Source organism: Halobacillus halophilus DSM 2266 (assembly GCF_000284515.1).
GTDB lineage: Bacteria > Bacillota > Bacilli > Bacillales > Halobacillaceae > Halobacillus > Halobacillus halophilus.
The window spans coordinates 2,649,625-2,674,550 of the sequence record NC_017668.1; the positions used below are offsets into that span (position 1 = coordinate 2,649,625).

Sequence of the window (24,926 nt, forward strand, 5' to 3'; positions counted from 1 at the left end):
GTATCATTCATACTATCCACTAATTCTTTAACCTATACTCTACTAAGAGGAAATATAGGAGGAGACAAGGAGCAATCCCGCCCCTTGTCTCCAGCTCATCTTATTCAGATTTAGTTTTGCTGTTTTCAACTAATACGTCAATTGCTTTACGTACCTTAAGATCTTCTTTGATCATGTCGGTATTTCCGCCAAGCATTTGAGTTAATTGAGCTACATCTGTTTGATACATGGATGCCATGTTCTCAAGCTCTGCATTTACATCTTCATCTGCAACATTTACATCTTCAGCTTCAGCAATTGCTTCAAGAGTCAAGTTGGTTTTAACTCTCTTGCCTGCATCTTCCTTCATTTGTTCACGAAGTGCGTCTTCATCTTGCCCTGTGAACTGGAAGTACATATCTTTGGTCATACCCTGCATTTGAAGGCGCTGTTCAAACTCTTGAACCATGCGATCAAGCTCAGTATCAACCATAGATTCTGGAATTTCTACTTCTGCATTCTCAGAAGCTTTTGTTACAAGTGTGTCACGTTTTTGGTTTTCAGCATCCGTTTTCTTTTGCTCTTCCAAACGTTCACGTGTTTTCTTAGTAAGTTCATCAAGAGATTCAACCTCTTCATCAACATCTTTAGCAAATTCATCATCAAGCTCTGGGAATTCTTTTCCTTTAATTTCATGAATGGTTACTTTGAATGTAGCTTCTTTTCCAGCAAGATCTTCTGCATGGTATTCTTCAGGGAAAGTTACAGTTACTTCTGTTTCTTCTCCTGCTTTCTTACCTACCAGCTGCTCTTCGAAACCTGGAATAAATGAACCTGATCCTACTTCTAGAGAATAGTTTTCAGCTTGTCCACCTTCAAAAGCCTCTCCATCAACGAAGCCTTCAAAGTCCATAACTACAGTGTCGCCGTCTTCAACTTGACCATCTTCTTTAACCACAAGTTCAGCTTGTTTCTCCTGAAGTTGTTTCAGTTCGTTCTGCACATCTTCTTCTGTAACTTCTGTGCTTTGCTCTTCAACTTCTAAGCCTTTGTATTCTCCAAGATTAACTTCAGGCTTAACGGTTACTTCAGCTGTAAATACAAGGTCTTCACCTTTTTCAATCTGCTTAACATCTACTTCCGGACGATCTACCGGCTCGATCCCAGTTTCTTCTACAGCATTTGAGTACGCCTGAGGAAGCACAATATCAAGAGCATCCTGATAAAGAGATTCCACCCCGAAACGTTGCTCAAATAATTTTCTGGGTACTTTACCCTTACGAAATCCAGGTACTTGTACATCTTTGACTACTTTTTTGAAGGCTTGGTCAAGTGCTTGGTCGAACTCACTTGCTGGTACTTCTACTGTTAAAGTACCTTGATTACCTTCTTGCTTTTCCCATTTTGCTGACATAAAAAATTCCCTCCAACATCTATTCATTCAATTTCGTCAATGGACGATTGTTCATTGATTCTATGACTCTTTATACATACGAATCTCATTTGCAACCATTATATTATAACATAAACAAACGGGCTTTCAAGATATGTACATATAAGTGGAATAATCTCACCTTTGTTTGTTATTCTCCAATGATCAAAGCATAATGTTGTTCACACAATTCAATTTCTTCTATATATTTCTGAACATCCTCTTTATTCGTGTTTTCATGGTAAGGCAGCTGCAAATACTGATGTCCAATTTGTTTGAGGGCTTCAACAATAATTGCAACTTCATTCTCATTAGGAAACAATGGAAAGCGAACATAACAGTACCTATATAAAAGACGGTCCAGAATGACATACATACTTGGATTATTCTGTTCGATTCCCCCAAGTCTCATCTGAATTTGTTTTATAATGTAATCAGACTGTAATTGATTTAGTTTCCCAGGTACCACTTCCATGATCTGACCGAATTTTTGAACCTGCATTTGATCTTCTATATGACTATCTCTGAACCATTCGATTACTGCTGATTTGATAATTGGATGAACTAAATTATCCTTGAGAATTGGTCTGAATGTCTCTACATGCGGTAAAGCCGGCTGTTTCTTTAAATGGTTTACCATTGACCATTGCTTTTGAATATCATTTTTGTCCATTGCAGCCAGGAAATCATTAATCAGCTTTTCGCCCTGTTCTCGCTGGTAATCCTCTAGCAGCTTACGGCTTACTTCGTACATCTGCCATAATTGAGTTCGACTTTGGTGAGGAACATCTTCTGCTTCGAACACTTCGTCAAGTAGATCCACGATATCCTGATACCGGTTTGTTTGAAATAAAATCGTTATGTATATATGTAAATAGTGATAATAATGATCGATTTCTATTTTCATCTGTTTCTTACATAATTCCTCAGCTTCATCGAACTCGCCCAACTCAATCCAGCTCATTAATAAGCCCGTATAAACATCATGATTGGCAGCATCATAGTCGAGAAGAGGCTGAAGAGATCGAACAGCGTCTTGATATCGTTTTTCTTTAAGCGCTTGAAGACCTTCCTTTTGCAAGTTCGTTTTCCATGTGGGGAACATCACAATATTCCCTTTATTATTTTCCATAAGACACCCTTCCTATAGCATTGGAGTTCTAGCATATTCTATTATGACCAAAATAGTAAAAATAAAACCTACTGCCAGTCCTTTCTATTTGATTCCCAAACCTTATACTTATGTGGCTATATTAAAGCAGTTATTACTGAAACACAATGGAATTGCTTTCCTTCCTATACTGAAAGTGTCGTCGTGATTCGCAATTTTCTCTCGTCTTTCGATAGGAATCATTCTTTCTTTTATGATCCAGAAAATCGAATTATGTCTTTATATGGCAACCCTACCTAAAATGAGTCTTTAGTCTCATGTGCAAGTTTCCTTTTTTGTTAAAATAAAGTAGTTGTGAATCATAATTCATTCAATTAAAAATTTCTAAGGAGCTGCATGGTTTTGTCACTTCTAGATGATCAAACACTACTTGAAACTTATCTGGAGTCCGTCAAACTTCAGTTAGATGATGATTTTGTATATCTGTTGACCAAGGAAATTGATAAAAGAGCTATTGAAATTCCGCAACCTAACTAACACATATCTTTCATTACATCAAACGTTACAGGTGACTGCCGTAGCGTTTTTTAGATGCTTTAAAACAGACTGGCTTCTTGTATAAGAAGCCAGTCTGTTTTATTATCAGCTGAACGGAAGTTGGTTTGTTGATTGATTTTTCTGTGGAGGCGATGCAACCTTCGCTAACCCAGGAAGTACGTTTTGCAATTGTCCTGATTGGCCAGTCATTAAACTGTAAGTAGCTGCACCTACCCCTATGGAAGCAATTACTGGTAACCATTGTACGTTCTGTCGTTTCATCTGACTCCCACACTCCTTAGCTCAAATAGCCGGATAGGCAGTCCTATTGTGTGAAAAAAAGTCATGCTGTATCCTTGATAACTTTTCCCAACTATACTTATTTTTGCGTGAAAAATTTCTTAACATACATTTTCCAAACTTTTAATGCAAAAAAAACGGGCCATAACAATAGAATAAACAGTAAATAGAAAATAAAACATGATTGATCCTCTTTCGTTTCATGCGCAGGTTCCTTTTGTATCATACAAAGGATGAATCCGGGCAGAATATAAAATAAAAAGAACATGCGGAACCACTCCTTTTTATTAGAATATGATTATCTTTGAGAAATGGTTTAAATAAAGTATCAACCACAGGTTTTTTAGTGAACCTGACTCATTTCAAAAAACTTGTGAACATTATGTGTCTTTTTTAAGAATTTTTTGTTACAATAAAAGAAACAATAAGAATGCGCTTACATTAAATTCTTCCTTAAAAGGAGTTGTTTCTAAATGGATATTGTCATGATTTTCTTACTGCTATCAACGCTAACCCCTTTTCTATTTCTGAAAGTAAGAAGGTTTTCTCTCGCGGTTATTCAGTCTCTGATGCTGGTCGGCATGTGGGTTTACTACTTCCAGGCTGCGTTTAGTGTGGCGCCTGCCACATTCTCTCCATTATGGATTATATTCTATGCTGGTCTCCTGTTGTCACAGGTAGGCTGGATTATGTTTATCGTTTATGTAGTCAGTAGCCATGGTAAGTATCAGAAAGAATTCCAATAAAATAAACCCTCTACTTTTATATGGAGTGCCACAGTAAAATAAGACTCAATAAAACACCTAGGCTGCCATTACTCTGAATTCAATTGGAGTTTGGCAGTTTAGTTTTTGAAAAGGTCGACAATAATTGTAGTAATACATGTACGTATCGATTTTTGAGCGTACGGTATGATGATCTATTTTTCCTCGGTCCAGAGGACTGAATTCTTCCGATTCTATCGTGGAGTGGAAGGATTCGATGAAGGCATTATCAAAGCAGTTCCCCCGTCGGGACATGCTTGTGATAATGCCTCTTTTTTTGGCCTCTTCTTGAAATTCATAGGACGTGTACTGCGAACCTTGATCGCTATGAAGGATCACTTCATAGACGTCACGTCCTTCGCAAGCTTTCCTCATCGTTGATAAATATAACATCTTCTCTCCGTAAGGAAGATAGGTAATATCTGTTACCCATTTTTCATTAGGTCTCGTAGACGTAAAGTTTCTCTCTAAATAATTCGGTACCACAATCTTACTTTCCCCTGCGATATAACACTGTCTCTTTGGTTTTACGCGACATTGAATATGGTATTTCTGCATGATTTTTTGAACGGTATTTCGATTGAGTTTGATTTGGTATTCCTTACGTAAGAGGTCACGGACCATACGGTGTCCCACTCTAAATTTTAGAACTTCACATAGCTCAATGATCTTCTTCTCCAGGACCGACGGCCCCCATGACTTTCCCCGCCAGCGATAATAGGTGGCTTTAGCTATACCAAAGCATTCACAAATGTCTTTCACAGGATACTTGTGCTTAAATGTTTCTACGATTTGGATGAATACTTCTGGAACCACTTCCTTTCGATTTCCTGGTACTTTTCCAACAGTTCTTCTCTCATATCATAACAGGCAATCTTTTTCTTCAGTTGGGTCATTTCATCCTCGTCTTCCGGCCCTTTCCCGTGAGAATATTGTTTCCCTATAGGCTGAGCAAACCGGTGGTTTTCCCCATTTCTAAACCATTTCATCCACGTTTTAATCTGGGACTTATTCTTAATTCCAAACATGTCCATCAACTCTTGATTCGTGTGATTCCCTTCTAATTTTAATTGAACTACTTTCTTTTTTACTTCTTCGGGATAGTGAACTTTTTTACCCATAAGAAAAACACCTCCAAGTGTAGTATTACAACTTTGAAGGTGTTTTATTACGTCTCATTTTTCTAGGTCACTCTAATAAGTAGAGGGTTTATTTTATTTATACGTTTTTTGTTTTTGAAGCTGAACATGGAACAGTTGGAAAATCGCTTGAGTGAATGCTAGTGCTGAAACGGCGTAGAGAACAAACTTAGGCGAGTAAGCTGTATATAAGGCTCCCCATAAAGAGATAGCCGTCAGTAAAATACAGAGCATAAAACCAATAACATGTTTTTGAGATAATATCTCCGTGGCTTCATTATTTTCGAATTCATGGACTTTTTCATTTAATTTCATATACATCACCACCAGATTATTAAATTACATTTTAGGCTTAATGGCCAGAATGCTCTGTAGATTCTCCATTTTCACTGTGGTTTTCCTGCTGCTCATGCTGGTTATGATCTCCACCATCATGGTCATGAGAAAAGCCAAAGGACATGGTAAACAATGAACCGGCTACGATAATGGTAGCCAAAACGCCTCCATGAAACATCATATTCCAAGGTACGTGTCCTCCCTGACTCTCACGTTCTGTCATGTGCATAAACATGAACAATTGGATACCTGCCTGAATAATGGCCAAAGCCATTATTCCTGTGATAATCCAAACAGCTGATAAATCTGATTGTAGAGCAGTCCAAGCAGCAACTAAAGTTAAAGTAATTGAAACCAGAAACCCGACAAGGTGTTGAGTAGGAATACGTTTCTTATCATTTGCCATTTAGTCCACCATCCCTATCAGGTAAACACCTGTAAAGATAAAAATCCATACTACATCTAAAAAGTGCCAGTAGAGACCAATAATAAAGAATTTACGACTTGTCTTAGGTGTTAAACCTCTCTGTCTTAATTGAATAAGAAGAAGTATAATCCAGCCGATACCCAGGCTTACGTGGAGTCCGTGGGTTCCTGCTAGTGTAAAGAAAGCTGACCAGTAGGCACTGGATTGAAGGGTAGCCCCCTCATGTACATAATGAATAAACTCATAGATCTCAAAACCTAAGAATCCAAGCCCTAAAAGCAAGGTCACTATAATCCAGTTTCTCAAACCTTTCGCAGATCCTCTTCTCATTTCGTGAATAGCTATTCCACAAGTGAAACTACTTGTCAAAAGCATAAACGTCATGATCAATACAATCTCTGCTCCAAAGAGTTCCCCTGGAGATGGAGCATCAGCTGTTCTTCCGAATAAAACTGCATAAGTGGCAAAGAGTGTAGCAAACAATACAATTTCTGCACCTAAGAATATCCAGAAGCCAAGAATGCTCAGTCGGCCTTCTTCGCTTCTATATTCAAGTGGTCCTGTTTTCAGTTCATGAGAACTCATATTATAACCTCCTTGCCGAGCGTTCCGTACGCTTGATTTCATCTACATCAACATGGAAACCTTCATCGTAGTCGAAGGAACGAATGATCATCATGACGAATACGGCAAGTAAGCCGCCAATAGCCATCCACATCCATTCAAATACAAGTCCAAATCCAGATACAAACATGAAAGCCATCATAATAAACGGTTGTCCCGTGTTACTCGGCATATGAATAGGCTCTACTTTATCTTCTTCAAACGTCGTTTTACCTTCTTGTTTTAACTTCACGTAAGCATCCTGACTGTCGATATGCGGAAGCGTTGCAAAGTTGTAAAAAGGTACAGGAGTAGAAGTGGCCCATTCAAGCGTTCTTCCATTATCCCAACTATCTCCTGTTTTCTCGCGTTCACTATAACGGTAGCTGTAAAGAATGGTGAATACGAAAATGGCAAAGCCAACACCCATTCCAAATGCACCTACTGTAGAAATAATGTTCAGTGGCATCCACTCTGGAATGATGGTAAAGACACGACGTGGCATTCCATCTAAACCTACAAAGTATTGCGGGAAGAAACAGACATGGAATCCAATAACAAAGAACCAGAAACTCCATCTTCCGAGTCTTTCATTAAGCTTATGACCGAACATTTTCGGATACCAGAATACAAGACCTGAGAAGCAGGCAAATACCGTACCAGCAATTAATACATAGTGGAAGTGTGCGACTAGGAAGTAGGTGTTATGGAATTGATAGTCAGCTGAGGCCATACCAAGCATAACTCCGGTAACACCACCGATGACGAAACTTGGTATAAAAGCAAGGGCCCACATCATAGCTACTGTGTTATTAATCTTAGACTTATACAATGTCCCCAGCCAGTTGAATATTTTCACCCCGGTCGGCACAGCAATAAGCATGGTCGAAATAGAGAAGACCGAGTTTACAAAAGCACCAGCACCCATGGTAAAGAAGTGGTGGACCCATACAAGGAAACTCAATCCAGCAATCAATATGATCGCCCACACCATAGCTTTGTAACCGAATAATTGCTTACGGGCAAATGCTGAAATGACCTCAGAAAATATACCGAATGCAGGAAGTATCACAATATAAACTTCAGGATGTCCCCACATCCAGAACAAGTTCGCCCACATCATTGGCATACCTTCACCTGTTAAGGTAAAGAATTGAGCTCCGAATATACGGTCGAGCGTCATTAGAGCTAAAGCAACCGTTAAAATAGGGAAAGCAAATACAATAATGAAAGATGTAATCAAAGTGGACCAGGTAAAGATCGGCATCTGAAACATTCTCATTTTTGGAGCTCTCATTTTTAAGATGGTTACCATAAAGTTAATACCAGTTGCTAATGTACCAATACCTGATAACTGTAAGCCCAGGAGGTAAAAGTTTTGTCCTGGTCCCGGACTCATAGCAGCTCCCGCCAGAGGCGTGTAACTTGTCCATCCGGCATCTGGAGAGCCACCAATAACAAACGATATGTTAAACAGCATAGCCCCGAACAAAAAGGACCAGAAGCTTAAAGCATTTAAATAAGGAAAGGCTACGTCCCTTGCTCCAATCTGCAAAGGAACAACAAAGTTCATAAGCCCAATTAAAAACGGCATGGCCATAAAGATAATCATAACGGTACCGTGCGTGGTAAAGATTTCGTCATAATGCTGGGCGTTTAAAAAGTTCATATTCGGAAACGCCAGCTGCGTCCTCATCATCATAGCGTCTACGCCCCCGCGGAATAACATCGCAAGAGCACTTAAAATATACATAATTCCTATTTTTTTATGGTCAACCGTTGTAAGCCATTCACGCCAGAGCCATCCCCATTTTTTATAATACGTTAGGAAAAATAAAAGGGAGATCGTCACGAGGGCAATGGATACCATTCCCGCGTAAATGAGAGGTTCACCGGTTACAAAAAATTCGTCTAGTTGCAAAATTACTCACCTGCTTCCTAATGATCTCTGTCGCTTTCGTGATCGTCATTATTTTCTTCATCCATAAAGTCTCCAGCATCCTGATGACTCTCTAAATGCATCAATTCACCATATTTTTCAAAATGACGATTAATGGCATAATCCATCCCCTCAGGGTTTCCGTGATTAACCCAGGCTAAGTGAGTAGATGAAAACTCATGTTCTTCCGTCAAACCGGGCGCGAGTAATTCATCATACCTATCCTGAGTTAGTTTTGGCGCCTGATTTTGGGTCTCGCTCACCCATTGATCATACGCTTCAGGACTTTCTGCATAAACTTCAAATGTTTGTTTTGTAAAACCTTCTCCATTGAAGTTTGAGTTCCTGCCTTTGTAAACACCCTCTTCATCCGCTTCAAGATAGTGAGTGTTCATCATTCCTGCCATATTGTACTTTTGACCGCCGAGCCTTGGAATCCAAAGAGCTGTCATAGCATCGGCAGAAGACAATTTAAACTCAATCGGCCGATCTGTAGGAATATGCAAATAATTCACCGTCTCTATGTTCTCTTCCGGATAACTGAAGAACCATTTCCAGTCGGCTGTCGTTGCGTGAATGACTAGTGGTTCCTGTTCTTCTTCGTTTGCCTCTGCCTCTGGTGGTTTTTCCAATGTAAACAATGAATTCACAGTTGGAATACTTAAGGCAATAACGATAATAAATGGAATAACCGTCCAAATCACTTCAATTTTGTTGTTTCCGTGCATATCGGGGTCATAATCAGTCTCCTTACGGCCAGGTCTGTTCTCTCTATATTTCACGACCATATACGTAAATGCTGCAAACACCACGACTACAATGAACAACATAAAATAGACGGAGTATAAAATAAGATCTTTTTGTAACTGTGCAACAGGACCCTTCGGATCGAAAACAGCTAACTCACAGCCGCTTAACAGCAAGACCAGACTGAGCGGCAATAAAGCCAATCCCTTTTTAAACAACCTGTTTATGTTTTTCACTGAGAAGTACACTCCTTTTCTATTATTCTATCTAATTAGGTACATTCTTTTTTTAGTGCCAACTGCCTGTATTATAGCAAAAAATGTAGAATAATAGCTCAAGTTAATAAAATTGTCATTGATCTCTCACACTTTACAATAAATTTTCTAGTTTGCATCCTATGATTTGACATTCGTTTATTTGCTTGTAATTCAACCCCCTTCATTCCAGCCATTAAGCGATTATCCAATTGATAGGGCTACATACTGTATGTCGGAAGATGGATCATTCTCTGGTTAAGCTATTATTCAGGACAGTCTAGGATATATCCCTGATCTTAAAAAAAAGCTGCCTTGCTTCAAACCATGAACATTTATGTTGCCTTTGGATCAACTTTACATATTCTGAAAACAATTTCTGGTTCGCTGCAAAGTCCTGAGAATTTAATTTTTTATTACACTCAATTGGAGAAAGAACCGTTTCCGGTATATCCAGCTGGTCATCGTTGAACAAATTCATTTGTTCCATAAGTAATTTTTCCCTCCTCTAAACGCCAGAACGGTATTTAATACATGGTAAAATACCACTTCCTGAAAATTTTTCAGGAAATTGATTCTTACGTATCATTCGCCTGTTCTACTATTACCCATAATTAATAAAGCAGACACTTGTAATCATACATTCGACAGCTTGCTTCAGAAACTTCCATCCTTGGTATAGGTCCTAAGTTGGCACAAAAATATAACCTTCTATTAATCTTATAAGAAGCTCTATTTCCATTTTTTATGAAATGGAATATAGTTAGAGTACTACGAGCTACATTAAGGAGGAATAAGTAAATGCTAAAAAAAGCAATAAACATGATGTTAGCTGCTGGATTAATTTTAAGCTCTGCTCCAGCCACAGTTGATGCTGCACCCCCTGTTCTTAACAGCAATAGTGATCATGCATTCGATAACAAGGTTATTAAAAAAATTAGTGCTGACCGCCTCTATGAACGAGTAGATTTCCTGTCAGAAAAACCAAGAGAAGCTGGAACAGAAGGCGAGTATCACGCGGTTCAGTATATTAAAGAAAAGTTTGAAAGCTATGGATATGATACGGAATTACAGCCTTTTACTTTTCAAGACTGGTACGGAGGTATTTCTTCCCTCGTTATTAATGACACGGTTTTTCGCGAAGACGTTCGCACCTTTAATGGGTCAGTAAACGGGACAGTAAAATCCAAACTTCAATTTGTTGGTTTAGCGTCTTCAGAAGAAGTAACGGACTCTGTTAAAGGTAAAATCGCCTTAATTGAACGAGGCTCTATTAGTTTTTATGAAAAAATCCAAAATGTTTTAAATAAAGGCGCTATAGGAGTGATCATGTTTAACCGAGAAGGAGCAGAAGGCAATGATTTTGGTTATACATACGAGGGACAGGATATACCAGCTGTAGCTATAGACCGTGAAACAGGTTTATCCCTTGTGAACCAACTCAAATCAGAAGAAGTAAATGCAGAAATATCCGTTCAAGATGCGGGAGTAATTGATAAAACTTCATACAATGTCATTGCTACAATGAAACCTCATAAAAACAAAGATAATGGCCAAATGATTACGGTTGGTGCTCACCATGATTCTGTAGCAGGAGGTCCAGGTGCTAACGATGATGCATCAGGTGTGTCCGGAGTGCTGGAACTAGCCAAAATAATGGCCAATACTCCAACAGATACTGAATTGCGATTTATGACATTCGGTGCTGAGGAAAAGGGGCTAATTGGTTCTTACTACTATGCAGGCACCTTAAGTGAAGATGAAGTTCATCGAACAGTCGCCCATTTTCAGATGGATATGATAGGAAGTCGTGATTCAGGAGATTTAATTATGTTTACACCTGATGGAGAAAAGAATCTGGTAACCGATTTAGGAGCAGCTGCGGGAGCCAGGGTAGCAGAAGTCGTGGAATACGGGCAGCTTGGCCGCAGTGACCACGTCCCATTCTTTGAACGCGGCATCCCGTCTGCTTTATTCATTCATGCCCCCCTTGAGCCATGGTATCATTCTCCTGAAGATACAGTGGATAAAATTAGTAAAGATAAGTTGAAAGAAACCACAGAAATTGTTGGAGCTGCTGTCTATCAAATTGCACGTCCAGATACTCCAGCACTTGAAAACGCACAGGTTGCGCCCGGACCAGTTCATTATGAGTTTGATGACAGACCCCTTTAGAAGCAGATGGCAATCTATTCCGAATTTATAACTAAAGCGCTGAAACCTTACATAAGATTTCAGCGCTTTTATGCAATTAAAAAGTGAGAATCCAATTAGAGTAGTGGTTAAAGTAAATATAGCTCTGAGCCCATCTTAATTTACACTTCTCTGAATCCTCCAAAATGTAGCAAGCAGCCACCCCTATGAGACTTTATTCTGTCTAATCCGACAAAAACTCTGATTGCGTTAAACCTTCAGTAAGCAAATAATAGTAGTATAGATCTATTTATCTTATAAAAGGAGGGTTTTACTATTGAATTTGTTGCATAGACTTGAAAGCGATGGTTTCAGCTCAGTAGAAGGGAATGCCAACATACCCAATCAAGAATTGATATCATTAAAAGAATTACTTACTGATTCGTACTTAAGAAACCTAACGGGACATCACCTATTCTTCATCCGATATTATCCCCTCGAAACACAACCATACCTGGAAGTCTTTTATGACCAAAGTTGTTTGAAATTCGATCTGATCGAAAGCAGCTTAGATTTATTTAAATTGTCATCCTAGAAAATCCGTAGTCTTGAATAAATTACCACGACCACAAATGCTCTAAGAGCATTTATGGTCTATTTTAACTCCATAACCTTCTCCATTAAATGGAAGTGCAACAGTTTTTTTCAAAACCGGACTTTCATATACTACCCAATGGTATTCTTTTAACTTTTTTATACTTAAAAAATGGTTGCATCTTATAATAGGATAATTTAAACCGATGTTATAACCTAAAAAAACAGCTGATTCCTTTGTTATAAAAAAGGAATCAGCTGTTTTAAAGTTAGTGTCCCAGGAGAGATTCGAACTCCCGACCCACAGCTTAGAAGGCTGTTGCTCTATCCTGCTGAGCTACTGGGACAAGATTAAGTATTCTAAAAATCAATTATGTTATGGAGCGGGTGAAGGGAATCGAACCCTCATCATCAGCTTGGAAGGCTGAGGTTTTACCACTAAACTACACCCGCATTGATGAAAATTATTAACTCGAATTTTTCTATATCGTTTAAGCGGACAAAAACTATTATAATAAGAACTCTTATATTTGTCAACAGGGTTGCAGCAAAGAATTATTCCTTTGCTGCAAGTGATGTTTCCAGATATAAATCCGGCATAACATCCCCATTGATATGAAAGAATTGTAACTTCAATTGATCAAGGGACGTCCATTCAAGGATGGCGTACGTTGGCTCCTCCCGGTCTCTTGGAAGACGGCAGCTCCCTGGGTTAATAAACAGCTTTTCATTTACTTTTTCAGCCCCTGCAATATGGGAATGACCAAAACAAGCTATTTGAGCCCCTGATTCTTCAGCTTTGTAGGAAAGCGGCATCAGTGTAGATTTAATTTGGTAAAGATGACCATGAGTCAGAAGAAAAGTAATATCACCAACTGTAACCACCTGATCATTTTCCATTTCTGGTTCAAAATCACAATTACCTTTTGCATAATAGAAACCTTCTAATTCCTTTGAATCATAACTAAGTTCAGAATCACCACAGTGAAGCATGGCGTCTACTTCATGCTGATGACGTTTCTTCACGTCCATTAACTCTTGTTCCAGCCCGTGGCTGTCACTAATGATTAATACTTTTGGCATCTGGACCACCTCTTTACGATTGATCTTTTAACCATTCCTCTATTTGCAGGATAGCATAATGTCGATGACTGATGGAATTCTTTTCTTCTGAAGTATGCTCAGCCATCGTTCGATCAGACCCTTTTGGTATGAAAATCGGGTCATATCCAAAACCATTCGCTCCTCTGGACATTAAAGCAATACTGCCTTCACATACCCCGGTTTTCACGAAGGTATCTTCATTCGGTCGGGCTATGGCTATGGCGCAGACAAAACGGGCCGTTCTCTTTTCTAATGGCGTATCTATTAGCTCATCAAGCACTTTTTCCATGTTCTTATCGTCATCTTTATCTTTCCCTGCATACCGGGCCGAGTAAACACCCGGTGCTCCATCCAATGCATCAATTTCAAGACCGGAATCATCTGCGATCACTGGAATTTGATAGTGATCCATTGCAGCCTCTGCTTTGATAGCTGCATTTTCAGAAAAGGTGGTACCGGTCTCTTCAATATCCGTTATCTCTTCATCAAAATCAAGTAAAGACTTAACCGCTATATCATAAGCAGCAAAAAGCTCCTGAAATTCGCCGACTTTTCCGGCGTTTTTTGTTGCAATTAAAACCTCTTTCACGATTGACCCCCCGTTTGTGCTGCTTGTTTAGCAGAAATAACCTCTGCCCATTCTCCAATTGCTTCCCGCTGAAGCTCCACAAGCTCAGTAACTCCTTCTTGAGCCAATGACAGCATTGTCTGGAGCTGGGGCATAGAGAACGTCGCTTCTTCTCCCGTACCCTGAAGTTCTACAAACTCTCCATTTCCAGTCATGACGACGTTCATATCTACTTGTGCTTTGCTATCTTCTTCATAACATAAATCCAGTACTTCTTCTCCTTCTGGAAGTACACCTACAGATATAGCGGTTAAATAATCACTAATCGGCAGCTCTTTAATGGATTTGTTATTCACCAATTTACCTAATGCAAGGACCACAGCAACAAATGCCCCTGTTATAGAAGCTGTTCGTGTGCCTCCATCTGCTTGAATAACATCACAGTCTACCCATAGTGTGCGCTCGCCAATTTTATCTAGATCCACTACTGCCCTGAGCGCACGTCCGATTAAACGTTGGATTTCCATCGTACGTCCTGAAACTTTTCCTTTTGAAGACTCCCGGATGTTTCTATTCTCCGTCGCTCTCGGGAGCATGGCATATTCAGCCGTGATCCAGCCTTTTCCCTGGTTTCGTAAAAAAGGCGGGACACGGTCCTCAATACTAGCATTACAAATTACTTTTGTATCTCCAAAACTTATTAATACCGAACCTTCCGGATGTTTAACATAATCAGTTTCTATCGTCACTTTTCTTAATTGATTTACTTTTCTTTGGTCGTTTCTCATTAAAGCCGCCTCCTTCTTCTACTCGATTATCCTAGCCCATCTTAACACAATTTATAGCTGCTCGGTAGTAAGTCTGCTCTTCCCTGAAGCTAAACAGAAAAAGGTGCCAGCACCGGCACCCTTTTTCATTTTTATTTTTATTCTTTTGATTTATTAATATCAGTACGGCTGACTGGCTCTACCAAAGGGTCCCCTGATTCTTTCATAACCTGCTCTGTGCCTTCCACTTGCACTTCTACTGATTCAACTTCTTGTAGATCAGTTAGGCTCATAACAAGGCTGGCCAGGGCTTCATCAGAAAGTGATTTCTGCTCTTCACCGCTTAAAATGGCTTCGTTGAAGGATAGTTTCAAAACTCCGTTTTTCAGATCTGTACCTGTCACCTGTGCCCCTTCATTAAAAGGGTGAAGAAGGGAGGTTCCAAGTTCAGGTCCGTTTAGAAGGGCTTGGACAACAGAGGAGTAGCTATCGTCATTCTTTTTAACTCGTGTGGTAACAGGAACTTGATAAACCTGATCGCCGTTCTGAGTTGGAAAATAGACGGTTACCGCTTCACTATCCACTACATCTGTTTGGTCTCCTACATGAACATTGATTCCGTCGGAACGGGAAACCCCATCCGTTATCGGGGTTCCGCCGACGGGCATAACATCTTGTTCATGACCGTTGATCCAAAGCTTTATTCGTTTTACGTTGTCAAATTGCGTCAAAGTGTAGGTCATGGCTTGAAGGATCTTCTGTTCATCCTTCTCCTCATAATTTTTGAATTCAGTTGAAACATCTACCACCATCGTGCCATCGGCTTCCGGATTAAGCCCTAAAATTTCAGTACCTGCCGGCAGTACAGCTTGAAATCCATTAGGCAATAAATTCGTAACTGGACCATCCTTAACTAAATATTCAAGTACCTGAGTCGCTGCTTCTTCGGATGCAGGCAGTTCTAGCGTCTGAGGCACGACCATGCCGCTCGCATCCAATAGATAAAGCTCTCTCTCTACCGTACCGGAAGCTGACTCCTCTTCAGTAGTTTCTCCCTCTTCTTTCGTCTCTCCTTCCGGTGATGCAGCTTCACTGTCCATTTCTGGTTCAGTGACGGCGGTCTCCTCCGGTGGATCCATTTTTTCTAAAGTTTGCTCTCCCTCAAATAAGCAGCCGCTTAAAAGTCCTGAGCTTATTAATAACAAAACCGCAATTAAATAGGGTTTGTAACCAGACTTCTTCATCGTTTCCCCTCCCGAGATTGATTGTACTACCATATATACGAGCCCAAGAAAGGAATAGACCACAGATTTTTTTGCTGCTCCTTTTTTTAAGTCCAGAAAAAAAACACCGCTTATCCTTAATAAGCAGTGCTTTGTACGTGTTCTAATTCTACAAGTCTTACGATTTCCACCGGATCATCGAACCAGCTGTTTGCAATGATACGGAACTTTTCTACATCCCCTGTTGTATAAAATTCATAGACAGGCGGCTCTTTGCTTTTTTCCAGCATTTTATGATAGGCAAGCATGAAACTCGCTTCTCTTGCTGTCTCTTCTCCAGAACTTATTACTTGAATATGATCTCCCATTTCATTTTGAACGAGATCTTTAATCAAAGGATAGTGCGTGCAGCCTAAGATTAACGTATCAATATGATTCATAGCTTTTAAAGGCTGCAAAGTGCGAGCGACAATTCCTTCTGCTTCAGGTCCAGAAAGAATGCCTTCTTCAACCATAGGTACAAATGATGGGCAAGCTAAATCATTGACCCTGATAGACTGATCAATGGACATTAACGCTTTAGGATAAGCCTTGCTTTTTATTGTTCCTTCTGTGCCAATAACTCCAATACGTTTATTATTACTAAATTTAATCGCTGCTCTTGCTCCCGGATCAATAACACCAACCACTGGTATTTCAAGTTCATCCTGCAGTTCTGCGAGTGTATAAGCCGTAGCCGTGTTGCAAGCTACCACAAGCATTTTTATATTTTTTGCCAGCAAATAATTGACCATTTGCCATGTAAAGGCCCGGACTTCTTCTTCAGATCTAGGTCCATACGGGCATCTTCGCGTATCTCCTAAATAAATGAACGATTCTTTTGGCAATTGACGCATTAGCTCACGAGCTACTGTCAATCCACCTACACCTGAATCAATTACACCAATTGACTGCTGCTTCACGTAACATCCCTCTTTTAATCCTTAATCAAATTGCTCCTGATCAGCGTCACGCATTTTTTCATGAAGGACATGCAATAAATTATTTAAGGTTTCCACATCATCTGTGGGAATATCCTTCAACACTTCTTTTAAATAATCTTGACGCTTTTCAATTACCTCATGGATAATTTGTTCACCTTTTTGAAGAACATGAATCCTTACAACTCTGCGATCTTTTAAATCCCTAACTCTTTCAACCAGTTTATTTTTTTCCATGCGGTCCACTAAATCAGTAGTGGTACTGCATGCAAGGTGGATATAATCGGATAATTCACCAATGGTCATATCCCCCTTTTCAAGTAGCCACTGCAAAGCAACAAATTGCGGAGCGGTAATAGGATAGTGGTTTAGAATTACTCGTCCTCTTTGTTTGATAATTCCAGATATGTATCTGAGCTCTTTTTCCACATCCGCTATAATGGACGCTTGTAATTGATTGGACACATTCAGCACTCCTAACGAATTTCTCTGTATATCTCATTCTCGTGGTTTATAAACAAAAATTCAAGATAAAAATTCTTCCTTATTAAAAACCCTTTCAGGTATTGCTATCTATAGCAATACCTGAAAGGTCCTCCCATTACAAACAAGCCATATCTTTGCTGTTCTATGGAGACTTAAAGTTCCAGTTCACCCATACGTAGCAGTTCTACAACTGCCTGTGAGCGTCCTTTCACCCCTAGCTTTTGCATGGCGTTTGAAATGTGATTCCGCACAGTTTTCTCTGAAATAAAGAGCTCTTTTGCGATTTCCTTCGTTGTCTTGTCTTGGACCAGAAGCTCAAAAACTTCTCGCTCCCGCTTGGTTAGAATTTGTGTTGGCCGATAGCCCTCCTCCTTCACAAGCGTACCCCTCCTTGTTGTCCTTGAGCATGAGGATCGAGGGGAATTATTTAGTCATTTTATCGTATGACTTAACAGGCTGCGTTGTGTCACCCTATTATGATTTAGACACAAGCCCGAGTTCCTGGGCTTTGAAGAGAGCTTCTGTTCTTGATCGTACATTAAGTTTATTAAAAATACCAGTAAGTGTGTATTCTACGCTCCTTTGAGACATATGAAGCGCTTGAGCAATTTCTCGGTTGGTAAACCCTGAAGCTACCTCCTTGAGAATCGACTGTTCCTTTTCATTTAAAGAAAGCCCTGAACCTTCCTGCGATTCATTCGTTTGGCTGACACTTGCCTCAGAACGCCTTAACTGTTTAAAGAGGTGGAGCGGAATAACCACTTCATCCCTAAGTGCACAACGAATAGCAGTAACAAGTTGTTCACTCGCAGCTGTTTTACTTACGAAACCATTAATATTTGCTTCCACAAGCATATTAAAGTGAGTACTAAGATCAAACCCTGTATAAATTAATAAGGTGAGATCCGGATAGTGTTTACGTATTTGCTTGGCAAGTTCAATTCCATTCATCCCTGGCATATATAAATCAAGTAACAAAATGTCGTACAAGTACTGCTCGAGAAGGTCCTCTACTTTATCCCAATGATCAATAACATCTACCTTCATATCACTTTCTTGCTCCAGCATAGCTTTAGTTCCTGCTCCAACTGCAGGGTGATCATCTACAATTAATACTCTAGTCATACATGGACCTCCTTCTTAGCTGCATAAGGAAAAGTTATCGTCATTCTAAATCCAGCACCGGGTGCTGTATCAATTTCAAGATTTCCATTCAGCCCGTTTACCCGCTGTTCAATCCCAGACAACCCGATGTGTGAAAAAAGATCACGCTTAAAAGAATAATCCATCCCCAGACCATTATCTGAGTAAAATAAGTGGACTTGTTCCTCATCATTCGATAATGATAGTTTTACTATTTTAGCTTCAGAATGTTTCATAGCATTGGTAAGTAATTCCTGCACAACACGAAAGATAGCAAGAATACGTTCCTGGTCTAAGTCAGCCTTAAATTCATCACTTCTAAAATATACCGTGAAATTTGAGCGTAATTGATATTGATGAATTAAGTTCTTTAATGATTGCACCAATCCTAGCTCTTCTATGAAAGCAGGTCTTAGTTCATTACAGGTTTCTCTAATTAAGTGAATACTATCAAGCAGTGATTCTTTGTACATATTTAATTCTGCTTGAAGGGTTGGCTCCAAAGCATGACGGTGGGCGATCAAATCATCCATCTTGCGGTATAAATACAGTTGTTCCTGTAAAACGGTATCATGAAGATCAATAGACAATTGCTTCCGCTGATTTTCGGCAATCGTGAAAAGCAGACGGGATAACCATGTGGGATACTTTTGCGTATTATCACTTTTTAGAGTTTGCAATTATTTTACCAGATCTTCAATAAGATTCATATTTTCAATGGCTATGTTTGCGTTATGGGATATCGTCTGAAGATAGGTCTTTTCGTCACGGTTCAAGTTAGTATAATCTTTTTTCCCTTTACACCAGAGCATTGTCAATTTCTCTAAAGAATACCCTACAATAACGCCAAACCCTTTTTCAGTTTCTATAATGGAGCCAATATCATAATTATAACTGATAAGTTCGCGGTCAAAGTGTTGCAAAATATCATCGGGAATTTGATCGTACACACAATACATATTCTTTTTATTATGCTTAGAATATATATAAATTTCTTTAACATTCATTACATTTTTAATTTCATCTCGCATGACTTTCATCAAATCAACGGCGTTCGACTGATCTTTCATGTCCTTAGACATTCGGTGCATACTCTCCTGATAGCTGTACCGCGCCGAAAACAAATACCTTTGTAAACGAAAATCCAATACTTCCTTTATAGAAAGAAACATAATAAAGCCTATATGAATGAGTAAGTAAATCTGAACATAAGTAACTTCAGATGATATTGTTTCCATCAGCCAGGTGATTCCCAGCGTTAAAAGCACACTCGGGATAATAGATAATAAAGCATAGTAACGAACGCGGCTAATAACAAAATTTATATCAATTAGACGTTCGCGAGTAATTAGATACATAAATGTTACTGGTAAGGCTACTAAGAAAAAAGCCCCTACCTCAATTGATATAATCTTCACACCGAACAGTAAAGCAGGAACAAGGTACAGCCAAATGTAGGGGAAGAAAGCAACAGTCATACCAACACTCATGTATTTGAAAATAGACCCCACCGGTGATTCTTTATGAATATAAAGACCTTTGTAAATGACACTAAATAAAAAAATGTAAAGTATTAGAAGCAGCCATCCAGGGATAGAATCAAAAGCATCAGGATAATTATGACTATATAAAAATATCCCTTCCAAACTGGAAACGGCAATAACGAAAACATATAAAGAATAGACGATTTTCTTGGAAAACCAATAAATATTGAGCTCTTGAAAATAATTGTATAAAAAATGCATAAGGATGACAGGAGCCACTAAGAATAAAGAAGTGTTTAGAAATATGCTGTACAAATCATCCCGCACAGCTCCACTATTGCTTAAATACCCTGTCGCTATAGTTAAAAAGAAGATAATTAATTGATTCGCAGAATACCTTTTAGGAACTCGTTTATGAACAAGATAAGCGATCGCCAGTATAGAAAGAAAAAATAAAATAGGGATAATGATAAAAAGAGTCCAGTGCAGAGGACCTTTCTGCTCAATGTTCTCATAAACGAATGGTTGTGCGGAGGTCTGAATTGTAAAAGAGTTGGCTAACTCTACTTCCTCAAACATAGAAACACTAAAATGGTCCTCCGGTGCATTCCCTTCTATACTGGAGATGCTTGAACCGATAGGTATATTTTCACGATCAGCCCAACTCCCCATGTCAATATGTGTAATTACCCAGGTGTCCCCTTGTTTTTCCAAATCGATTCCAAGGAAAGGCTGGGTAATGGAAAGTACGGATAAGTAACCAGCTGATATAATAAAGAACAATAATACAATGAAGTGACTCCACTTGAATTTCTGCATAAAATCACCCTTACCTCAAAATCAATTATATCTATTATACTATGACTGGCAAGCCTCTCAAACCATTAAATATACCAAAGCAAAACCCCCTTCCACTAAAAGGAAGGGGGTTTTACTTACCTTATGATCTTACACTCTTGAGTCACTACCAAAGAAACTCTTAAAGGATTCAATAGCTGTGTCGCGATATAAAGCAGCAATAGAAGTAGTTAAAGGGATTCCTTTTGGACAAGATTGGACACAGTTTTGAGCATTTCCGCATCCCATAAGTCCCTCTGCATCCATAATTGTCTGCAATCGCTCACTTTTGTTCATTGCACCTGTAGGATGAGAATTGAATAAACGGACTTGAGACAAAGCAGCCGGGCCGATAAAATCAGTTTTACTATTAACGTTTGGACATGCTTCCAGACACACACCGCATGTCATACATTTAGATAACTCATATGCCCACTGACGCTTACTTTCTGCCATTTTCGGTCCTGGTCCAAGGTCATGAGTTCCGTCAATTGGCACCCATGCTTTTACTTTCTTCAGTGAATCAAACATGCGGCTTCGATCAACCGCAAGGTCGCGTGTTACAGGGAAAGTCGTCATTGGCGCAAGCCTTATCGGCTGCTCCAACTGATCGACTAGAGCTGTACAGGACTGCCTAGGTGTACCGTTAATAACCATCGAACATGCTCCGCATACTTCTTCCAAACATCCCATATCCCAATAAACGGGAGTGGTGGATTCACCATCCGCATTCACAGGATTTCGGCGGATTTCCATAAGTGCTGAGATAACATTCATATTTTCACGATAAGGAATTTCGAACTTTTCATCATAGGCAGATTCATCCGGATGATCCTGGCGTGTAATAATAAACGTAATCGTTTTGTTTTCGCTCATCATCAATGACCTCCTTTATTTGCTCTTCGAGTAGTCACGTTTACGAGGCTCGATTAATGAAGTATCAACTTCCTCGTAATTGAAAACTGGTTTATTATTTTCTTTATCATAGCTAGCTACCGTTGTTTTCAACCATTCTTCGTCATTACGATCAGGGTATTCAGGCTTATAATGGGCACCGCGGCTTTCATTTCGGTTATAAGCACCCTGTGTAATTACCCTCGCTAACTGAAGCATATTCCAAAGCTGACGTGTAAACATTGCCCCCTGGTTACTCCAGCGGGACGTATCATTAATATTGATTCGTTTGTAACGATCCATAAGCTCAAGTATTTTTTCATCTGTCTTAAGTAATTTCTCATTCTCACGAACCACTGTTACGTTATCAGTCATCCATTCTCCGAGCTCTTTGTGGATTTGATACGCGTTTTCATCGCCGTCCATATTCATGATCTCATCAAATTTAGCTTGTTCTTCTTTCAGTTTCTTCTCAAATAGGGTTGAATTCATATCCTCTGATATGGTTTCCAAACCTTCCGTGTATTTTACAGCATTTGGACCAGCTACCATCCCGCCATAAATGGAAGATAACAGGGAATTAGCGCCTAAGCGATTACCGCCATGCTGAGTATAATCACATTCTCCAGCAGCAAATATTCCAGGAATATGAGTCATTTGATCGAAGTCAACCCACATGCCTCCCATAGAATAGTGAACCGCAGGAAAAATCTTCATTGGTACTTTCTTAGGATCATCTCCTACGAATTTTTCGTAGATTTCGATGATTCCTCCAAGTTTTACATCTAGTTCTTTAGGGTCTTTATGAGAAAGATCCAAGTACACCATGTTTTCACCGTTAATACCAAGTTTTTGGTTAACACATACATCGAATATTTCACGAGTTGCTATGTCCCTTGGTACAAGGTTACCGTAAGCTGGATATTTTTCTTCCAGGAAATACCAAGGTTCGCCGTCTTTATAAGTCCAGACACGTCCACCTTCTCCTCGTGCTGACTCACTCATTAGTCTAAGCTTATCATCACCTGGTATCGCTGTTGGGTGGATTTGAATAAATTCACCATTAGCGTAACTTACACCTTGCTGGTAAAGTGCCCCTGCTGCTGAGCCTGTATTGATGACAGAGTTTGTTGACTTACCAAAGATGATTCCTGGACCACCAGTTGCCATAATTACAGCATCTGCAGGGAATGCTTTAATTTCATGGTCACTTAAATTCTGACCCATAACGCCCCGGCTAACTCCATCATCGTCAATAATAGCTGACAGGAATTCCCAGTTTTCATACTTCGTTACGAGTCCATTAACTTCGTGCCTTCTTACTTGTTCATCAAGAGCATACAAAAGCTGTTGACCGGTCGTAGCGCCGGCAAAAGCCGTACGGTGGTGCTGAGTTCCTCCGAAACGCCGGAAGTCAAGAAGACCTTCAGGAGTACGGTTAAACATGACACCCATACGATCTAACAAGTGGATAATTCCAGGTGCTGCATCACACATAGCCTTAACTGGAGGCTGGTTAGCTAAGAAATCTCCACCATAAACGGTATCATCAAAGTGTTCCCAAGGAGAGTCTCCTTCACCTTTTGTATTAACTGCGCCGTTAATTCCTCCCTGAGCACAAACAGAGTGAGAGCGTTTAACAGGTACAATAGAGAGCAGATCCACGTGAACCCCTTGCTCTGCTGCTTTAATTGTTGCCATCAGGCCTGCTAGACCCCCTCCGACAACAATAATATTTCGATTAGTCATGATTGAAGCTCACTCCCTTAAATACTATATATCTGCGTATAATTATATTCCGTATGCGAATTGAATCAGTGTACGTACACCGACATAAGATATAGCGACAAAAACTACAATGCTTGCATAAGTCATGACTAGCTGTGAACGTGGAGAAACAGTAATTCCCCAGCTTACACAGAAAGACCAAAGACCGTTAGCAAAGTGGAAAGTAGTTGAAATCACCCCTACTATGTAGAACCAGAAAAAGAATGGCTCCGTAAGGATACCTTCCATTAAAGAATAGTTAAGTTCTGCCCAGCCGAAGCCGATGGCAATCCTTGTTTCCCACACGTGCCAAGCTACGAAAATTAAAGTCAGAATACCTGTAATACGCTGAAGCATAAACATCCAGTTTCTGAAATACCCGAAGTTCGACAAATTACTCTTAGCTGTGAATGCGATATATACTCCATAAATTGAATGGAATAATAGTGGTAAGAAAATAATAAATATTTCCAAAACATATCGATATGGCAAGCTCTCCATAAAATGAGCTGCTGCATTGAATGCTTCTGGACCACGTGTTGCAAAAAAGTTCACAGTTAAGTGCTGAAGCAGAAAGATCCCGATGGGAACTACCCCTAATAATGAATGTAGCCTTCGATTAACATATCCGCGTGTTCCCGCCATGTTTACCCCCCTCAAAATAGTAACAGAAAGAATGAATTTGAAAATTTTTCAGACAGTTAAGCGCTTTACAATCGCTCAAAAATAATAAACAAATCCCCTTTTTCTATTCACCCTCTGTTAAATGTACAGTTTGTGACATATTTATTGTACTTCTATCCACTAGGAGCGTCAAGAAAGCCAGTCTATAAAATGCTCAAAAATACACATTTATTTCCTTTCCATAAAATGAAACAATAATTATTGCGCCATGTCGCATTTCGGGTGATAATAAAATAGAAAGGAATGAGTGTATTGGAAGAATATACAAAAATAGACCAGAATACCATATCATCGCTTGTCACCACAGGTGCGGGTTATGATATCATGCGCTACCAAACCTTACCTGATTTCCTTGGCCAGGATGCACCTTACCTGTTATACCTTATGGGTAAAAACATGGCACGCAAAACATTGATTAATAATTACGATGAACTTTATGAATTTTTTCAATATATGGGATGGGGAGATCTCTCATTGGTCAAAGAAAAGAAAAAAGAAATGATTTTCAGGCTGACCGGGCATATAATCGAGAAACGATTAAGCCAGGACCTCTTTCACATTGATTACAGAATAGAATGCGGATTTTTAGCTGAAACCATTCAGACACTCACAGGTGAAACCTATGAATGCCTGGAAGAAAAGTACACAAAAGAGAAATACATAGAACTTACAGCGATGATCACGTAATACAGAA

General features: G+C 39.5%; 27 protein-coding genes and 2 tRNA genes. 4 read left to right on the forward strand and 25 right to left on the reverse strand.

Annotated elements, in window-relative coordinates; genetic code table 11:
- Positions 1-100 precede the first annotated feature (100 nt).
- A complete protein-coding gene (gene tig, locus HBHAL_RS13135; RefSeq protein ID WP_014643923.1) occupies positions 101-1,393 on the reverse strand; it encodes a trigger factor in 1,293 nt (430 codons plus the stop codon).
- Between the two features lie 169 nt (positions 1,394-1,562).
- The gene (locus HBHAL_RS13140) at positions 1,563-2,543 is read right to left on the reverse strand and encodes a tetratricopeptide repeat protein (RefSeq protein ID WP_014643924.1); all 981 of its coding nucleotides are present in this window, start codon (positions 2,541-2,543) and stop codon (positions 1,563-1,565) included.
- 375 nt (positions 2,544-2,918) lie between these two features.
- On the opposite strand from HBHAL_RS13140, the gene sda reads away from it, so the two are divergent.
- A complete protein-coding gene (gene sda / locus HBHAL_RS20920) occupies positions 2,919-3,059 on the forward strand; it encodes a sporulation histidine kinase inhibitor Sda (RefSeq protein ID WP_087946088.1) in 141 nt (46 codons plus the stop codon).
- A gap of 105 nt (positions 3,060-3,164) precedes the next feature.
- Here the strand turns inward: sda and HBHAL_RS21740 are convergent, their stop codons facing one another.
- Positions 3,165-3,341 carry a hypothetical protein gene (locus HBHAL_RS21740; RefSeq protein WP_173380434.1) on the reverse strand — a complete coding sequence of 59 codons (177 nt, stop codon included), beginning with the start codon at positions 3,339-3,341 and terminating at the stop codon, positions 3,165-3,167.
- A gap of 491 nt (positions 3,342-3,832) precedes the next feature.
- Here HBHAL_RS21740 and HBHAL_RS13150 point away from each other — a divergent pair, with 491 nt between their 5' ends.
- Complete coding sequence (locus HBHAL_RS13150; RefSeq protein ID WP_014643925.1) at positions 3,833-4,105, forward strand: hypothetical protein; 273 nt, start codon at positions 3,833-3,835, stop codon at positions 4,103-4,105.
- A 57-nt stretch (positions 4,106-4,162) separates the two neighbouring features.
- Here HBHAL_RS13150 and HBHAL_RS13155 read toward each other — a convergent pair.
- The 7 genes from HBHAL_RS13155 to HBHAL_RS13190 form a co-directional block, all read right to left on the reverse strand.
- Positions 4,163-5,244, reverse strand: a protein-coding gene (locus HBHAL_RS13155; protein WP_087946089.1) for an IS3 family transposase whose coding sequence is annotated in 2 segments (ribosomal slippage) — positions 4,163-4,959 and positions 4,959-5,244 — 1,083 coding nt in all. Because the reading frame shifts where the segments join, the coding sequence is not laid out codon by codon here.
- A 93-nt stretch (positions 5,245-5,337) separates the two neighbouring features.
- The gene (locus tag HBHAL_RS13165) at positions 5,338-5,577 is read right to left on the reverse strand and encodes a cytochrome C oxidase subunit IV family protein (RefSeq protein ID WP_041601375.1); all 240 of its coding nucleotides are present in this window, start codon (positions 5,575-5,577) and stop codon (positions 5,338-5,340) included.
- A gap of 37 nt (positions 5,578-5,614) precedes the next feature.
- Entirely contained in the window at positions 5,615-6,004 is a 390-nt protein-coding gene (qoxD, locus tag HBHAL_RS13170) for a cytochrome aa3 quinol oxidase subunit IV (RefSeq protein WP_014643928.1), read from the reverse strand.
- On the reverse strand, positions 6,005-6,610 hold the full coding sequence (gene qoxC / locus HBHAL_RS13175; protein WP_014643929.1) for a cytochrome aa3 quinol oxidase subunit III: 606 nt from the start codon (positions 6,608-6,610) through the stop codon (positions 6,005-6,007).
- Between the two features lies 1 nt (position 6,611).
- The gene (qoxB, locus tag HBHAL_RS13180) at positions 6,612-8,549 is read right to left on the reverse strand and encodes a cytochrome aa3 quinol oxidase subunit I (RefSeq protein ID WP_014643930.1); all 1,938 of its coding nucleotides are present in this window, start codon (positions 8,547-8,549) and stop codon (positions 6,612-6,614) included.
- A 17-nt stretch (positions 8,550-8,566) separates the two neighbouring features.
- Entirely contained in the window at positions 8,567-9,550 is a 984-nt protein-coding gene (gene qoxA / locus HBHAL_RS13185) for a cytochrome aa3 quinol oxidase subunit II (protein ID WP_014643931.1), read from the reverse strand.
- 298 nt (positions 9,551-9,848) lie between these two features.
- Positions 9,849-10,058, reverse strand: coding sequence for a hypothetical protein (locus tag HBHAL_RS13190; RefSeq protein ID WP_014643932.1), 210 nt, complete (start codon positions 10,056-10,058; stop codon positions 9,849-9,851).
- A 311-nt stretch (positions 10,059-10,369) separates the two neighbouring features.
- Between HBHAL_RS13190 and HBHAL_RS13195 the strand changes: the two genes are divergently transcribed.
- A complete protein-coding gene (locus tag HBHAL_RS13195; protein WP_014643933.1) occupies positions 10,370-11,743 on the forward strand; it encodes a M28 family peptidase in 1,374 nt (457 codons plus the stop codon).
- Positions 11,744-12,568: 825 nt separating this feature from the next.
- On the opposite strand, the gene HBHAL_RS13210 is transcribed toward HBHAL_RS13195, so the two are convergent.
- From HBHAL_RS13210 to HBHAL_RS13275, 15 genes are all read right to left on the reverse strand, one after another.
- Positions 12,569-12,642: transfer RNA gene (locus HBHAL_RS13210), tRNA-Arg, on the reverse strand.
- 32 nt (positions 12,643-12,674) lie between these two features.
- Positions 12,675-12,748: transfer RNA gene (locus HBHAL_RS13215), tRNA-Gly, on the reverse strand.
- A gap of 102 nt (positions 12,749-12,850) precedes the next feature.
- Entirely contained in the window at positions 12,851-13,378 is a 528-nt protein-coding gene (locus tag HBHAL_RS13220) for a metallophosphoesterase (RefSeq protein ID WP_014643934.1), read from the reverse strand.
- Positions 13,379-13,391: 13 nt separating this feature from the next.
- Complete coding sequence (locus HBHAL_RS13225; RefSeq protein ID WP_014643935.1) at positions 13,392-13,988, reverse strand: XTP/dITP diphosphatase; 597 nt, start codon at positions 13,986-13,988, stop codon at positions 13,392-13,394.
- Complete coding sequence (rph, locus tag HBHAL_RS13230; RefSeq protein ID WP_014643936.1) at positions 13,985-14,755, reverse strand: ribonuclease PH; 771 nt, start codon at positions 14,753-14,755, stop codon at positions 13,985-13,987. Before rph ends, HBHAL_RS13225 begins: the two co-directional genes overlap by 4 nt.
- Before the next feature lie 137 nt (positions 14,756-14,892).
- Positions 14,893-15,978 carry a GerMN domain-containing protein gene (locus tag HBHAL_RS13235; protein ID WP_014643937.1) on the reverse strand — a complete coding sequence of 362 codons (1,086 nt, stop codon included), beginning with the start codon at positions 15,976-15,978 and terminating at the stop codon, positions 14,893-14,895.
- A gap of 116 nt (positions 15,979-16,094) precedes the next feature.
- Positions 16,095-16,919, reverse strand: a complete 825-nt coding sequence (racE, locus tag HBHAL_RS13240; RefSeq protein ID WP_014643938.1) for a glutamate racemase — start codon at positions 16,917-16,919, stop codon at positions 16,095-16,097.
- Positions 16,920-16,940: 21 nt separating this feature from the next.
- Entirely contained in the window at positions 16,941-17,402 is a 462-nt protein-coding gene (locus tag HBHAL_RS13245) for a MarR family winged helix-turn-helix transcriptional regulator (protein WP_014643939.1), read from the reverse strand.
- 173 nt (positions 17,403-17,575) lie between these two features.
- Entirely contained in the window at positions 17,576-17,800 is a 225-nt protein-coding gene (locus tag HBHAL_RS13250; protein ID WP_014643940.1) for a helix-turn-helix domain-containing protein, read from the reverse strand.
- Between the two features lie 97 nt (positions 17,801-17,897).
- Positions 17,898-18,548, reverse strand: coding sequence for a response regulator transcription factor (locus tag HBHAL_RS13255; RefSeq protein ID WP_014643941.1), 651 nt, complete (start codon positions 18,546-18,548; stop codon positions 17,898-17,900).
- Positions 18,545-19,246, reverse strand: coding sequence for a sensor histidine kinase (locus tag HBHAL_RS13260; protein ID WP_014643942.1), 702 nt, complete (start codon positions 19,244-19,246; stop codon positions 18,545-18,547). The genes HBHAL_RS13255 and HBHAL_RS13260 overlap by 4 nt, the downstream gene beginning before the upstream one ends.
- Positions 19,247-20,869: a hypothetical protein gene (locus HBHAL_RS20410; RefSeq protein ID WP_014643943.1), complete on the reverse strand. Its 1,623-nt coding sequence runs from the start codon at positions 20,867-20,869 to the stop codon at positions 19,247-19,249.
- A gap of 129 nt (positions 20,870-20,998) precedes the next feature.
- On the reverse strand, positions 20,999-21,763 hold the full coding sequence (sdhB, locus tag HBHAL_RS13265) for a succinate dehydrogenase iron-sulfur subunit (protein ID WP_041601681.1): 765 nt from the start codon (positions 21,761-21,763) through the stop codon (positions 20,999-21,001).
- A gap of 15 nt (positions 21,764-21,778) precedes the next feature.
- Positions 21,779-23,530, reverse strand: coding sequence for a succinate dehydrogenase flavoprotein subunit (gene sdhA, locus HBHAL_RS13270; RefSeq protein WP_014643945.1), 1,752 nt, complete (start codon positions 23,528-23,530; stop codon positions 21,779-21,781).
- Positions 23,531-23,572: 42 nt separating this feature from the next.
- The gene (locus HBHAL_RS13275; RefSeq protein WP_014643946.1) at positions 23,573-24,193 is read right to left on the reverse strand and encodes a succinate dehydrogenase cytochrome b558 subunit; all 621 of its coding nucleotides are present in this window, start codon (positions 24,191-24,193) and stop codon (positions 23,573-23,575) included.
- 282 nt (positions 24,194-24,475) lie between these two features.
- Here HBHAL_RS13275 and HBHAL_RS13280 point away from each other — a divergent pair, with 282 nt between their 5' ends.
- The gene (locus tag HBHAL_RS13280; protein WP_041601378.1) at positions 24,476-24,919 is read left to right on the forward strand and encodes a YslB family protein; all 444 of its coding nucleotides are present in this window, start codon (positions 24,476-24,478) and stop codon (positions 24,917-24,919) included.
- Positions 24,920-24,926: the final 7 nt, after the last annotated feature.